This is a genomic window from uncultured Methylobacterium sp. (assembly GCF_964251405.1).
Classification (GTDB): Bacteria; Pseudomonadota; Alphaproteobacteria; order Rhizobiales; family Beijerinckiaceae; genus Methylobacterium.
Genome location: NZ_CAXUJR010000030.1, coordinates 1 through 13,455, shown reverse-complemented (window position 1 = coordinate 13,455; position 13,455 = coordinate 1). Strand labels below are relative to the sequence as shown.

At 70.4% G+C, this 13,455-nt stretch carries 9 protein-coding genes and 1 pseudogene; 4 read left to right on the top strand and 6 right to left on the bottom strand.

The window, feature by feature from the left end:
- Window positions 1–243: 243 nt before the first annotated feature.
- Together mutS and ACFE7U_RS07885 are read right to left on the bottom strand one after the other, a co-directional pair.
- Window positions 244–3,009, bottom strand: a complete 2,766-nt coding sequence (mutS, locus tag ACFE7U_RS07890) for a DNA mismatch repair protein MutS (protein ID WP_375409183.1) — start codon at window positions 3,007–3,009, stop codon at window positions 244–246.
- A 173-nt stretch (window positions 3,010–3,182) separates the two neighbouring features.
- Entirely contained in the window at window positions 3,183–3,470 is a 288-nt protein-coding gene (locus tag ACFE7U_RS07885; protein ID WP_375409182.1) for a hypothetical protein, read from the bottom strand.
- A gap of 214 nt (window positions 3,471–3,684) precedes the next feature.
- Here ACFE7U_RS07885 and hrpB point away from each other — a divergent pair, with 214 nt between their 5' ends.
- Window positions 3,685–6,186 carry an ATP-dependent helicase HrpB gene (gene hrpB, locus ACFE7U_RS07880; RefSeq protein ID WP_375409181.1) on the top strand — a complete coding sequence of 834 codons (2,502 nt, stop codon included), beginning with the start codon at window positions 3,685–3,687 and terminating at the stop codon, window positions 6,184–6,186.
- Between the two features lie 6 nt (window positions 6,187–6,192).
- Here hrpB and ACFE7U_RS07875 read toward each other — a convergent pair whose 3' ends face one another.
- Window positions 6,193–6,387, bottom strand: a complete 195-nt coding sequence (locus ACFE7U_RS07875; protein WP_375409180.1) for a hypothetical protein — start codon at window positions 6,385–6,387, stop codon at window positions 6,193–6,195.
- A 103-nt stretch (window positions 6,388–6,490) separates the two neighbouring features.
- On the opposite strand from ACFE7U_RS07875, the gene ACFE7U_RS07870 reads away from it, so the two are divergent.
- Window positions 6,491–6,916 carry a GNAT family acetyltransferase gene (locus ACFE7U_RS07870; RefSeq protein WP_375409179.1) on the top strand — a complete coding sequence of 142 codons (426 nt, stop codon included), beginning with the start codon at window positions 6,491–6,493 and terminating at the stop codon, window positions 6,914–6,916.
- A 280-nt stretch (window positions 6,917–7,196) separates the two neighbouring features.
- Here the strand turns inward: ACFE7U_RS07870 and ACFE7U_RS07865 are convergent, their stop codons facing one another.
- From ACFE7U_RS07865 to ACFE7U_RS07855, 3 genes are all read right to left on the bottom strand, one after another.
- Window positions 7,197–9,377 carry a helicase-related protein gene (locus ACFE7U_RS07865; RefSeq protein ID WP_375409178.1) on the bottom strand — a complete coding sequence of 727 codons (2,181 nt, stop codon included), beginning with the start codon at window positions 9,375–9,377 and terminating at the stop codon, window positions 7,197–7,199.
- A gap of 75 nt (window positions 9,378–9,452) precedes the next feature.
- Complete coding sequence (locus tag ACFE7U_RS07860) at window positions 9,453–10,946, bottom strand: methyl-accepting chemotaxis protein (protein ID WP_375409177.1); 1,494 nt, start codon at window positions 10,944–10,946, stop codon at window positions 9,453–9,455.
- A gap of 15 nt (window positions 10,947–10,961) precedes the next feature.
- Complete coding sequence (locus ACFE7U_RS07855) at window positions 10,962–11,225, bottom strand: hypothetical protein (RefSeq protein ID WP_375409176.1); 264 nt, start codon at window positions 11,223–11,225, stop codon at window positions 10,962–10,964.
- A gap of 284 nt (window positions 11,226–11,509) precedes the next feature.
- Between ACFE7U_RS07855 and ACFE7U_RS07850 the strand changes: the two genes are divergently transcribed.
- The gene (locus tag ACFE7U_RS07850; protein WP_375409175.1) at window positions 11,510–13,279 is read left to right on the top strand and encodes an ABC transporter ATP-binding protein; all 1,770 of its coding nucleotides are present in this window, start codon (window positions 11,510–11,512) and stop codon (window positions 13,277–13,279) included.
- Between the two features lie 85 nt (window positions 13,280–13,364).
- Window positions 13,365–13,455, top strand: a pseudogene (locus tag ACFE7U_RS07845) (CoA ester lyase); the annotation flags it as partial.

Here is a 13,455-nt window from a genome sequence, read left to right as displayed (position 1 = left end):
GAAGCGGTGCCACGAGGAGCCCGACCTCGTGGCAATGGATGATGTCCTCTGCGGGAAAGCCGCCGTCGCGGTCCAGGGCATCGGCCCGCGAGGCCGCGAGTGCGGATACGGCGCGTGCCGCCTGCCTGATCCGCTCGGAGCCCCGCGAGGCCTCATCTTTGTAGATGAAGTTCATGCCGCGGAAGATAGGTCTCGGACACCCGGTCGCCAGTTAACATTTTTCAATCTGCCTGCGACACTTGTTCAGTCGCCGCCGTCCTTTCCCGCGGTCCGTTGCGCCTTCAACCGGTAGAGCGCTTCAAGCGCCTCGCGCGGCGACAGCGCGTCGGGATCGATGGTGTCGAGGAGCTCACCGAGGGGGTCCGGTGCGCGCTCCGGGACGACGGGCTCCGGCGGTGGCGGAGCGAGGCCGGCGAAGAGGGGCAGGTCGTCGATGCGCGGCCGGCTCGGTCGGTCCCGTTCGGCCTTCTCGAGGTTCTTCAGGATCGCACCGGCACGAGCGACGACGCTCGCCGGCAAGCCCGCGAGGCGCGCCACCTGCAGCCCGTAGGAACGCCCGGCCATGCCCGGCACCACCTCGTGGAGGAACACCACATTCCCCTTGTGCTCGGTCACCTTCAGGGTGGCGTTGTCGAGACGGGTCAGGCGCTGGCCGAGAGCCGTCAGCTCGTGGAAATGCGTCGCAAAAAGAGCCCTGCAGCCATTCTGCTCGTGGAGGTGTTCGAGGCAGGCCCAGGCGATGGAGAGCCCGTCGAATGTCGCCGTGCCACGGCCGATCTCGTCGAGGACCACCAGGGACGAGCGGCTCGCCTGGTTCAGGATGGCGGCGGTCTCCACCATCTCGACCATGAAGGTCGATTGCCCACGGGCGAGGTCGTCGGCGGCCCCGACGCGAGAGAACAGGCGGTCGACGACACCGAGATGGACGCGCCGAGCCGGCACGAACGCGCCCATCTGCGCCAGCACGGCGATGAGCGCGTTCTGGCGCAGGAAGGTCGACTTGCCGCCCATGTTCGGGCCGGTGATCAGCCGGATGCGGCCCCGGCCTTCGCCCGAGAGATCGCAATCGTTGGCGATGAAGGGTTCGCCCGAGCGGCGTAGGGCCGCCTCCACCACCGGATGGCGACCGCCCTCGACCACGAAGCACAGGCTGTCGTCGACGTAGGGCCGGGTCCAGTCGAGCTCCACCGCGAGCTCGGCATGGGAAGCGGCGACGTCAAGCCCGGCGAGGGCCTCGGCGCAAGCGGCGACGGTTTCGGCCTGCGCCATGACTCGGGCCGCAAGGGCCTCGAAGATCGCACTTTCCAGGGCCAGCACGCGCTCGGAGGCGCCTGCGATCTTCGATTCGAGCTGCCCGAGTTCGACGCTCGTGAACCGCATGGCGTCGACCATGGTCTGGCGGTGCACGAAGGTCTCGCGCATCAGTCCCTTGAGGCAGGCCTCGCCCACCGCCTGCGGCACCTCGATGAAGTAGCCGAGCTGGTGGTTGTGCTTGATCCGCAGGGTGCGGCAGCCGGTCTCCTCGGCATAGCGGGACTGGAGCGCCGCCACGACCCTGCGCGAATCCTGGCCGAGCAGCCGGGATTCGTCGATCTCGGCATCGTAGCCCTCGCGGACGAAATTCCCGTCCCGGCGGTTCAGGGGCAGATCGTCGGCCAGGGCGGCGCGCAGCGTCTCGACGAGCTCGGGATCGACGCGCGAGAGCGCCCCCGCGATGCCCGCAAGGGTCTCCGGCAGGGTCCCGAGGCCTGCGAGGCGGCGAGCGATGGCATGGGCCGCGTCGAGCCCGTCGCGGAGCGCGGCGAGGTCGCGCGGGCCGCCGCGCCCGAGTCCGATCCGCGACAGGGCGCGGGCGAGATCGGGTGCGCGCGCCAGGGTCTCGCGCAAGGCCCCACGCAGGACGCCATCCGCGACGAGGAAGGCCACGGCCTCGTGCCTGTGCCCGATGGCGGAGAGATCGGTGAGCGGCCCGGCCAGATGCTCGGCCAGCAGCCTGGCGCCTCCTGCCGCCACCGTCCGGTCGATGGCCGCGAGCAGGCTGCCGGCGCGCTCGCCCGACAGGGTGCGGGTGAGCTCGAGGTTGGCGCGGGTGGCGGCATCGATCGAGAGCGTCGCGCCGCCGGCCTCGCGGGTCGGAGGGGACAAGGCCGCCTTCACGCCGACCTGGGTGCGCGCCACGTAGAGAAGGGCCGCCCCGGCGGCGGCGATCTCGGCCCGGCTGAAGCTGCCGAACCCGTCCAGCGTCGAGACGCCGAACTGCTCGCGGATGCGCCGCTCGGCGGAGGCGGGTTCGAGTTCGGCCTGCGGTAGCGGCGTCACGGCGGCGGAGGTTTCGCGCCAGAGCCGGGCCAGGGCGGGATCGGCGTGGATCGCTTCCGACAGCACGATCTCGCGCGGTTCGTGGCGAGCGATGGAGGCGGCGAGTTCGCCGCCCTCGACCTCTGTGAGGGAGAACCGGCCGGTGGAGATGTCGACGGCGGCGAGGCCGTAGGCGAACCCGGTCTCGCCGAGCTTGCGCCGCCCGATTCCGAGCAGGATGCTGGCGCGGGTCGGGTCGAGCAGGCGGTCCTCGGTGATGGTGCCGGGCGTGACGAGCCGGACGACGGCGCGGTTCACCACCGCCTTCGGCCCCCGCTTCTTGGCCTCGGCCGGATCTTCGGTCTGCGCGCAGACCGCGACGCGGTGCCCTAGCGCGATCAGCCGGCTCAGATAATCATCGGCGCGCTCGACGGGCACGCCGCACATCGGGATGTCGGCGCCACCATGCTTTCCGCGCTTGGTCAGGACGATGCCGAGCGCCCGCGAGGCGATCTCGGCATCCTCGAAGAACAGCTCGTAGAAGTCGCCCATCCGATAGAACAGGAGGCAGTCTGTATTGGCAGCCTTGATCTCGATGTACTGCGCCATCATCGGCGTGGCGCCGGCCTTGTCGAAGGCGGCGGCTTCGGCCGGGGCGACGGGAGTATAGGCGTCCGTCTTGGGCACGGATCGGGCGGCACGCTCGGGCATGCCGCGGTGATATCAGACCTGGGCTCGCGAATCAGCGATGTGCCGCCATTGCCCTGTGGAGGCCCTTCCGGCCCATCAAGGCACGTCCCTACGCGAAAGGGCCGATGCGTCGCCGCACCGGCCCTCCGTCTCTCACGCCCGCCCGATAGCGGGCTGACGAACTGCGAAAAGACTCAGTAGCGCGGGCCGCCCGAGGTCTGGCCCTTCTGCTGCTGGTAGCCCGGCTGCGACGGGTTGCGGGAATTCGGGTCGCTCACGACACGCCGCTGCATCCGGCGCATGGAGCGGTGACGCATGCCATGGTGGCGCATTCCGCGATGGCGGTGATAGCGCACCTCGGTGGCTCCGGTGCCCTCGGTCAGCACGGTGGCGGCCGGCATCGCCGGAGCGGCAGAAGCCGCGGTGAAGCCGAGGCCGCCAAGCATCAGGCCGGCAGCGAGGGTAAGGGTCAGCTTATTCATGTCGTCCAATCCGATCAGTCCGCGCGAGGCGCGCAGGCCTAACAATCGTCTTGTGCGCAACCTGTTCCATAGAATCCGCGTTCGCCGGCACCAAATTTCGGGACCGGCAAATCCTTGAGGCGACTCGGTTAATCTGCACCGGTCGTGCGCCCGGCGTTCTGGCACGGCCCGATGCTCTTGCGGTTTCGCGCCGCGCATCGCACCAGCCTGATCCATGCGCCCGAATAATCACGGCCCCAGCCTCCCCATCGACGAGGTCCTGCCGCAACTGCGCACGACCCTCGCGGCGGCGCCGAGCGCCGTACTCGTCGCGCCGCCGGGTGCGGGTAAGACCACCCGCGTTCCGCTCGCACTCCTCGACGCGCCATGGCTGGCAGAGGACGCCCGGATCATAGTCCTGGAGCCCCGCCGCCTCGCCGCCCGCGGGGCCGCCGAGCGCATGGCCAAGAGCCTGGGTGAGGCCGTCGGGGAGACGGTCGGCCTGCGCGTGCGCCTCGGCTCCAAGATCTCCGCCCGAACCCGCATCGAGGTCGTGACCGAGGGCGTGTTCACCCGGATGATCCTCGACGATCCCGAACTCGCCCGCATCGGCGCCGTGCTGTTCGACGAGTTCCACGAGCGCTCCCTCGACGCCGATCTCGGACTCGCGCTCGCCCTCGACGCACAGGGCGCGCTGCGGCCGGACCTTCGCATCCTCGTCATGTCGGCGACCCTCGACGGCGCCCGCGTCGCACGTCTGCTCAGCGATGCGCCGGTGATCGAATCGCAAGGAAGGGCCTTCCCGGTCGAGACCCGCCATCACCCCCGCTCCCCCGACGGCCGCATCGAGGACGCTATGGCGGATGCGATCCTGCGGGCGCTCCGGGCCGATCCCGGCTCGGTCCTCGCCTTCCTGCCGGGCCAGGGCGAGATCCGTCGCGTCGCAACCCTCCTGGAAGGCCGGGTCGGAGAGGACACCGAGATCGCCCCGCTCTACGGCGCGCTGACGCCGGCCGAACAGGACCGGGCCGTCTCCCCTGCCGCGGCCGGACGGCGCAAGGTCGTGCTCGCCACCAGCATCGCCGAGACCTCGCTGACCATCGAGGGTGTGCGCATCGTGGTCGATTCCGGGCTGTCGCGGGTGCCGGTCTACGAGCCGGCGACCGGCCTCACCCGGCTCGTCACCGCGCGGGCCTCGCGCGCCTCGGTGGACCAGCGCCGGGGACGCGCGGGACGCACCGAGCCGGGGGTCTGCCACCGGCTCTGGGCGGAGGCCGCGACGAACTCCCTCGACCCCTTCGGCCGTCCCGAGATCCTGGCGGCGGATCTGGCCGGACTCCTCCTCGATTGCGCGGCTTGGGGCGTTCTCGATCCGCGCACCCTCACCTTCCTCGATCCACCGCCGATGCCGGCCCTGGAGGAGGCGCGCACCATGCTGCGCGACATCGACGCCATCGACGCGCAAGGGCATCTCACCGCCGACGGACGGCGATTGCGCGCCCTTCCCCTGCCGCCGCGCCTCGCCCGGATGGTGGTCAGCGCGGCCGGCTTCGGCGCGGCACCTCAGGCCGCCCGCCTCGCGGCGGTGCTGGTCGAGCGCGGCCTCGGCGGCGACGGGGCCGACCTCGCCGACCGTGTCGAACGCTTCGGCCGCGACCGCGGGCAGCGTGCGGCCGACATGCGCCGGCTGGCCGAGGGTTGGGCGAGGCAGGCGGCGCGACAGGCCGGCGAAACGAGGCCACCCGGACCCTCCGCGGGTCCCGATCTCTCGGAACCCGGCTCGCTCCTGGCCCTGGCCTATCCCGACCGTGTCGCCCGCGCCCGAGGCCGCGACGGCGAGTTCGTGCTCGCCAACGGCCGCGGCGGCCGCATCGACCCGGCGGCGTCCCTGGCGCGTGAGCCCACCATCGTGGTCGCGGACCTCGCGGGCTCGGCGGGCAATGCCCGCATCCTGGCCGGGGCGGCGATCGCGCCGGAGGCGATCGAGGCCCTGTTCGCCGACCGGATCGACATGGCGACCACCGTCGTCTTCGACCGGGGAACGCGGAGCCTACGCGCGCGCGCACTCCGCCGCCTCGGCGCAGTGACATTGGCGGAGCGCACCCTGCCGGTCCCAGCGGATGCGGCCTCGGCGGAGATCCTGGCCCTCGGCGTCGCCGAGACCGGGTTCGACGCCCTGGCGTGGAGCCCGGCCTTGACCCAGTGGCGCGCCCGCGTGGCCTTCATGCGGGCGGCGGAAGGCGAGCCGTGGCCGGACCTGTCCGACGCATCGCTGAAGGCGGCGGTGGTGGAATGGCTCGCCCCTGAGATCGTCGGCCTCACGAGCCTTGATGCCATCGCGACGGACAGGCTCGGCCAGGCACTGATGGGACTGCTGCCGTGGGAGCTGAGGGCGAGGCTCGAGATCGCATGCCCGACCCACGTGGAAGTCCCGACCGGATCGCGCATTCCGGTGGATTACGAGGCCGAAGGCGGCCCCGTCCTGGCGGTGAGGGTTCAGGAATTGTTCGGGCTCGACCGGCACCCCGCCCTCGCCGGCGGGCGGGTGCCGCTGGTGCTTCACCTGCTCTCTCCGGCCTCGCGGCCGATCCAGATCACCCGCGACCTGCCGGGGTTCTGGCGCGGCTCGTGGGCGGGGGTGCGCGCCGACATGCGCGGTCGCTATCCGCGCCACCCCTGGCCGGAGGACCCGCTGGCAGAGCCTCCGACCCGGCGGGTCAAACCGCGAGGGACGTGATCGAACCTAGCTCGGCGTCGCATCGCCGGCGGTGGGGGTGCTCTCCATCCGGTCGTCGACGGCCTCGTCGAAGGCCTGCATCCAGGCCGTATGGTCCTCGGTCCCCTCCTGGTAGGGGCAGCTCTCGCGGGTCTTCCCGTAGAGACGGGCGTTGCGCCCCTTGATGAAGGGGCTGTCGCTGGCGGTGGCGCCGTCGCTCATGGCGTTGTCCTGGATGCTGGTGTCACGTGAAGCTTCAACGCGCGAGGACGCGCGGAGGATCAGCGTCATGGTAGCGCCGTGTGAAGGCCGGGAAGGAGCGGGCATGCCAAAGGCGACGATTCGCGACATGACCGATGACGAGACCGGCGCGGTCATCGCCCTCTGGCACGCCACCGGGGTTTCGCGCCCATGGAACGATCCGGTCAGGGACATCGCCTTCGCCCGGCGCGATTCTCACGCGTCAGTGCTCGTCGCGATTTGTGCCGAACGCCTCGTGGCCACCGCCATGGTCGGCGAGGACGGACATCGCGGCTGGGTCTATTACGTCGCGGTCGATCCGGAATGGCAGGGCACCGGGCTTGGCAGTGCGATCATGGAGGCGGCGGAGCGCTGGCTGAGGAACCGCGGAGTCTGGAAGATGCAGCTCCTGGTCCGCGAGGACAACCTCGCTGTCAGGCGCTTCTACGAGCATCTCGGCTACCGCGACACACGCACCACGTGCCTGCAGAAGATCATCGGTGCTGTCTGATCTCGCCGGCCCGAAGCAGGGTGACGGGAGAGGTTGTCCGTCTCCAACGGCGAACGAACGAATCTCGTGAAACCGGGCGTTGATTCAGGACTTATCGTTCCGGACGGCCGGATTTCTTCTGCCGCATCCTGACAGGAGCGAGAGCATGAGCTTCTTCTATTTCCTGGTTTTCGTCGGACCCTGGCTCGCGCTGGCCGTCATGCAGCTCATGGCCATGAAGAAGTCGCATCAGATGTGACCTCGGACCTGCCCTGAACAGGAAAATAATGCTTGATTGGCGTCAGGCGGGGCGGTCGTCGATCGCTTCTGCCGGCGCCGGATCGTGATCGACGTGCCGCCGTCGCGGGTGAGCGATCCGGGGAGCTGCCGTCGCAATGAGGTAGGCCTCGATCGCCGCATTGGCGGCTTGTCGCATCGCCCGCATCTCGTCGATCGCCACGAACACGGCCGGAAAGCGGCGCGCCAGCCAGAGATAGGCGCTCCCGAGCTTCACCAAGCGCTCGTGCTCGGCGAGATCGCGGGACACGCCCGGCCGAAGCGCGGGGATCTCCGCGCCGGCCGAGCAGGCTTCCATCCACCGATCGAGAACGTCGCACGAGACCGCATCCCGACGGTCGATCGGGCAGACCGCGAATACGAACCTTTCGGCGAGCGCGAGTCGAATACGGTCGGTCCGCTCGGCCGCAGCCAGCATCTCGCCTTGTTCGGCGGGCTGAAACGGTGAGCCGTCGTAGAATGTGGCCCGGGCGAAGTGGCTCAGGACAGCGTGCAGGCTCTCCGTCCCCATCTCGGCGGCCAGGGCTTCGATGGCGATGAGGTCGGGCCGGACGTAAAAACGAGGATCGGCGGCTGGAGCCGTCAGGGCGCCGCCCAGGGCCGCCTGCAGGGGCGCGATCCCGCCCTCGTCGAGGGCGGCGACGTAGCCGGCCTCCTGATGGCCGAAGCGCCCGGCCCGGCCGGCCACTTGGCGGATCTCGGAATGGGTCAGCGGGCGCTCGGCAGTTCCGTCCCACTTGCGCACTGCCGAGAACAGGACGCGCTTGAGCGGACCGAGATTGAGACCCATTCCCACCGCGTCGGTGGTCACGAGCACCTCGGCCTCGCCGGAACGGAAGCGGGCAGCCTCGGCGCGACGCACTTCCGGCGAGAGCGCACCGTAGATCGTCGCCACGCTGTGACCGGCGGCGATCAGACTTTCGCGGTTCTCGTGGACGGCGCGGCGCGAGAAGGCGACGACGGCATCCCCGGCCTCGACCCGGTCCAGGGGGACGGGCTCGTTCAGGAGATGCAGGGGCGTCTTGCGGGCGAAGGTGACCACGTCGAGGGATTCGTCCGCCGCCTCGGCCGCGCGCCGGACGTAGGACAACGCGTCCTCGGAGCCGCAGACCACCACGAGGCGGGCCGGGATGCCGAAGAGCGCGTTGGTCCAGGCCCAGCCGCGGTCGGGATCCATGATCATCTGGATCTCGTCGATGACCGCGACGTCGACCGGCCGGCGCAGGTCCGCCGTCTCGATGGTGCGCGAGGTATGGCTCGGGTCGGGCTCGCCCAGCACCTCCTCCCCGGTGACCATGCCGGCGCGCAATCCGCGCTCCAGCAGCGTTTCGTAGTTCTCGAGCGCCAGAAGCCGCAGCGGTGCGAGGTAGCTGCCGGTCGCCGCCTTCGCGAGGAGGTCGAGGGCCGCATAGGTCTTGCCCGAATTGGTCGGGCCCATGTGGAACACGATGCGTCGGTTGAGGCGCCGTGCAGCGGTGAACCGGTCGATGTAAGCACCGAAGCCGATCCGATCGCGCAGGCGACGCTGCCGTGAGTTCTCCTGCGCCAGGACCCGAGCGCGGCCGCGCACCGGCTTCAGGGTGTCGGCCAGCGTCCGCGCGAGATCGGGGCTTTCGGCGAAGCGGCGCGAGCGCAGGGACCGATCGAGATGCGCGATGTATGTGACCGCATCGGCGCCGACCTCCTGCAGGTCGGCTCGGACCTGCTCGCGCAGGCGTTCCACGGCCTTGCGCAAGGTCCGGTTTACCCGAGCCTCGTCGGCGGCGAGGATGGTGCGCAATTCGGCGAGACGCCAGGCAGGGTCGTTGCGCGCTGACATGCGATCGAGGATCGCGAGCCCTTCGGGCGCCGGCGCCGCGTCGATGCGCAGGTCCATCCGGCCGTCATCGAGGATCGGGATCGTGACGCGCAGGGTCCATGTCGCGGCCAAGTCCGGCGGTGACGTCGCGCTGAGCTCCGGCAAGGCCCGTGTCAGTTCCGCGGCACCGCCCCCGGCGAAGGCGCGCCGCGCAGCCATCTCGGTCAGGGCCTCGACGAGCCCAGCCTCGTCGGGCTCGCCGTCGAACTCGGGCAGGCCGAGCCGGACCCTCAGCGCGTCGAGTGCAGACTCGCCGAGGTCGTGGCCGAGGCGCCGGGCGAGGCCGGCGAGGATCTCCGTGGTCGCCTGTGCGCGCCTGCGTGCCATGCCCCCTCCATCGGGGGCGACGCCCCGCCCCGCCGCCGAAGCCTATGGCATGGAAGCGTCGCCGGCCGCGAGGGTTCAGGCCCGCCGGGCGGCGCTCCCGTCGAGATCCTTGATGAAGGTGGCGGTGACGCCGCGCAGGATTCCGACCTGGTGGCGCACGGCGCCGGTCGAGGCCTGGACCTGATCGATGACCGCATGGGTCGTCCCCATGGTGCGTGCCACCAGGGTGACTTGAGCGGAGGCCGCCTCGGCATCGGACAGCGCAGCGCCGACATCGACGCCCATCCCCTGGGTCGCGACACGCTGGCGGCCGATCGCCTCGATCATCGCGCCGGTCGTGCGCTCGACGTCGTCGAACCGGCTGGCGAAGGCGCGCATGAACCCGACCGATTGCTCGGTCGCTGCCTGGACGTCGCGGATCTGCGCGGCGATCTCGTCCGTCGAGCGTGCGGTCTGCGCGGCGAGGCCCTTGACCTCGGTGGCGACGACCGCGAAGCCGCGGCCCGCCTCGCCGGCCCGCGCCGCCTCGATGGTGGCGTTGAGCGCCAGGAGGTTGGTCTGCTCGGCCACCGCGCGGATGGTGGTGATGACCGATTCGATCCGCTCGACGGAGGCCAGGAGCCGGTTCACCGTCTCACCCGTCTGCCGGGCCTCGGCGCTGGCAGTCCGGGTCACCGCGGTCGTCGCGTCGAGCTGGCGCGAGATCTCGTCCGCGGTCTGGCCGAGGCCCTCGCAGGTCTGCGCGATCCGACGAACGTTCTCGCCGGCCTGCAGCGAGCGATTCGAAGCTCCCTCTGTTTCCCGTGCGGTCGTTCGCGCGACGTCGGACATCGAGACTGCGCTCGCTTCCATCGTGGCCAGCGCCGTCTCGATCGTTTCCACCACATCGCTCACGGCCCCCTGGAATGATCGGACCTGACCCTCGACCCTGTTCGCCCGCACCGTCTCCTGGGACGCCTGTTCCTCCGCCTGCTGCTTCAGATGTTCGGCCTCGTCCTTGTCGCTCTCGGTTCGTAGCAGCGCGTCGCCGGCGGACACGCCCTTCTGGATCTCGATGACCAGCCAGACCATGACCCATGTCTGGACGACGAGGATGACCGCGTGGAGTGCCACCCGATCGAGGCCGCCTCCATCGGGAAACACCAGGGCCGGCAGCAGCAGCGACAGCCCGAGGTGATGCAGGGCCACGACTCCGGCGAACGCCACCAGCGCCTTCCAATCGACCAGAGCGCCGACGATGGCGAGGCAGGCAAAGAAGTACATGTGAATGTCGACCTGCAGGGTGTGGTCGGGCCCCGACTGCTCGAACACCGCCACCAGCATCGCGACCAAACCCGCGAGCGCCATGCTCGTCACGATCCGGGTCTGCGGCCCCGTGACGTCGCGCGCAGCCAGCAGCGTCGGTATCAGGGCGAGACCCATGGCGGCGGCGGTGAGGCCCACCGACGCAAAGGTTCCTCGCCAGGCGTTGGCGGCCGCCACGATGGCCGCGTTGATCCAGAGGAACCCGATCAGGGCCCGGCAGGATGAAACCCGGATCCGGTCGAGGGTCGGCATGCTGGCGCTCATGGACGGTGGTGATCCTCAGGCTTTGATCGGGGACAGACAGCCGAAGGACCAGGCGGCGTCGAGGGTGAACCATGCCCCGGCCCGGCGCAGGCGAGGGTGGAAATCGGTGAGCTCGGACCGTCCGACGGCGATCCAGGTAAGCCCGGTGTCGCGCAGGACGAGGCCATCGGCCTGTGCGATGAGGGCGATCGCTCCGCCCGGCCCGCCCCATGGCGAACCGACGACCAGAACGGGCGCTCCCGGCCGCGCCGGCGCCGTCGCGAGAATCGGCAGCAGCACGACGGTTGCGCCTGCCACTGCCGAAGACAGTAAAGAGAATCTGGTCACGGGGACGGAGACTGAACGAACGGGATGAAGGACTGATTAAGCACGCCTCTCGAGCCCTTCATCCGTTCTCAAAATCAATGACGCGGACGTCGCTCCTCTGGACAATGCCTGGGTTGATCCGCCACCCGCCTCCTGCGCCGGCTTCGGATGGACACGGCTCTGCGGCGCCACTATCGCCTTGGCCGGATGCATCTCTCCCGAACCGACGATGGCGTGATCGGACGCGTGCCCGCCTCATGCGCGCGCTGATCGATCTCGTCCGCATCCTGCGGCCCGTTGAGCGGCGCCGGCTCGCGCTGCTCGCCCTCGGGCTGGCGCTGGCGGCGCTTTTCGAGGTCGTCGGTGTCGCCTCCGTCGTGCCGTTCCTGACCCTCGTCGGCGACCCGGCCGCGGCGGCCCGGGTGCCCTATCTCGCCGCCATCCGGGCGGCGATGGGGCTGGCCGACGACCGCGCCTTCCTCATGGCGATGGGCGGGGCCGCCCTGCTGGCCATCCTAACGACGAGCCTGGTCAATGCCGGTCTCACCTTCGCGACCCTGCGGTTCACGAACCTCACCGGATACGGCTTGGCCCGGCGCCTGCTCGCGCGCTACCTCGACCGCGAGCGCCTGTTCTTCGCGAAGGCCAACAGCGCCGAGCTCGCCAAGAACGTCCTCAGCGAGACGGATCGCCTCGTGGTCGGCGTCCTGACGCCGGCTACGGTGATCGCCTCGCGGTCGTTCTCGGCGCTGGCGGTGGTGGGCTTCCTGATGGCCTACGCGCCGCGCCTGGCACTGATCCTCGGGGTCGGGTTCGGAGGGCTCTATGTCGGGCTCTACCTCGTCATGCGCGCCCGCCTTGCCCGCCTCGGCGCCAAGGCGGTGGCCGACAACGAGAAGCGCTACCGGGTGGTCCAGGAGACCTTCGGGGCGCTCACCGAGCTCAAGCTCTACGGCCGCGCCGAGACCTTCGCCGCCGGGTTCGATGCCCCCGCCCGCGCCTACGCCAGGGCCACCGCCGCGAGCCTGCTCACCGGACAGCTGCCGCGCTTCGTCATGGAATCGCTGGCCTTCGGCGGCGTCGTCGCGGTGGTGCTGTTCGCGCTCTCCCAGGGCCTCGACACGGCGGGCCTTCTCCCGCTCCTCGGATTGTTCGCCTTCGCCGGCTACCGCATGCTGCCGGCCTTCCAGAACATCTTCCTGTCGCTGTCCCTGCTGCGGTTCTACCTGCCGGCGGTGCGGGTGATCGTCGACGAACTGTCCGGCGAGCGCGCATCGGCGCCGCGTCCGCATGAGAAACTGCCGTTCCGGTCGGAGATCCGGCTCTCGGGAATCTCGTTCGACTACGAGCCCGGACGCGCGACGCTCGACGGCCTCGATCTGACGATACCGGCCCACACCACGGTCGGCCTCGTCGGCCGCACCGGCGCCGGCAAGTCGACCCTGGTCGGCCTCATCCTCGGCATCCTCACCCCGACCTCCGGCACGATCAGCGTCGACGGCACAATCCTCGACGCGCACACCCTGCCGGCTTGGCAGAACCGGGTCGGCTACGTGCCGCAGGACGTCTTCCTGATCGACGGGACCGTCACCGACAACATCGCGCTGGGCATCCCTCCCGAGGCGGTGGACCCTGCCGCCGTCCGCCGCGCAGCCTCGCTCGCCGGCCTCGAGGCCGTGATCGCGGCGCTTCCCCGGGGATACGAATCGAGCGTCGGCGAACGCGGCATCCGGCTGAGCGGCGGCCAGCGCCAGCGCCTCGGTATTGCCCGTGCACTCTATCACGAGCCCGACGTGATCGTGTTCGACGAGGCCACCAGCGCGCTCGACGGCGAGACGGAAGGCGCGGTCATGGCAGCCCTCGACGCGCTCTCAGGACAGCGCACGCTGATCCTCATCGCCCACCGCCTCGCCAGCTTGGAGCGCGCCGACGTCGTCCACGTCCTCGATGCCGGCCGCATCGTCGCCTCGGGGCCGGTGGCGTCGGTGATGCCGGCCCTGTCCGGCGCCGACCTGCCGCCCGCTTGAAACGCCTATCGGGGGGCGGTACGTCCAGGGCCATCCACGACGTGCTCGGGCACGGAGGACTTTCGCCCATGACCGAGATCCGTCCATGACCGAGATCCGTCCGCGTCGCAGCGTGCTCGCCATGCCGGGCTCCAATGCGAGGGCCCTGGAGAAGGCGCGAGGGCTCGCCGCCGACG

Bases quoted from the DNA above. Each gene is read 5' to 3' on its own strand.
- mutS (WP_375409183.1), bottom strand. From the start codon at position 3,009: ATGCCCGAGCGTGCCGCCCGATCCGTGCCCAAGACGGACGCCTATACT.
- ACFE7U_RS07885 (WP_375409182.1), bottom strand. From the start codon at position 3,470: ATGAATAAGCTGACCCTTACCCTCGCTGCCGGCCTGATGCTTGGCGGC.
- hrpB (WP_375409181.1), top strand. From the start codon at position 3,685: ATGCGCCCGAATAATCACGGCCCCAGCCTCCCCATCGACGAGGTCCTG.
- ACFE7U_RS07875 (WP_375409180.1), bottom strand. From the start codon at position 6,387: ATGAGCGACGGCGCCACCGCCAGCGACAGCCCCTTCATCAAGGGGCGC.
- ACFE7U_RS07870 (WP_375409179.1), top strand. From the start codon at position 6,491: ATGCCAAAGGCGACGATTCGCGACATGACCGATGACGAGACCGGCGCG.
- ACFE7U_RS07865 (WP_375409178.1), bottom strand. From the start codon at position 9,377: ATGGCACGCAGGCGCGCACAGGCGACCACGGAGATCCTCGCCGGCCTC.
- ACFE7U_RS07860 (WP_375409177.1), bottom strand. From the start codon at position 10,946: ATGAGCGCCAGCATGCCGACCCTCGACCGGATCCGGGTTTCATCCTGC.
- ACFE7U_RS07850 (WP_375409175.1), top strand. From the start codon at position 11,510: ATGCGCGCGCTGATCGATCTCGTCCGCATCCTGCGGCCCGTTGAGCGG.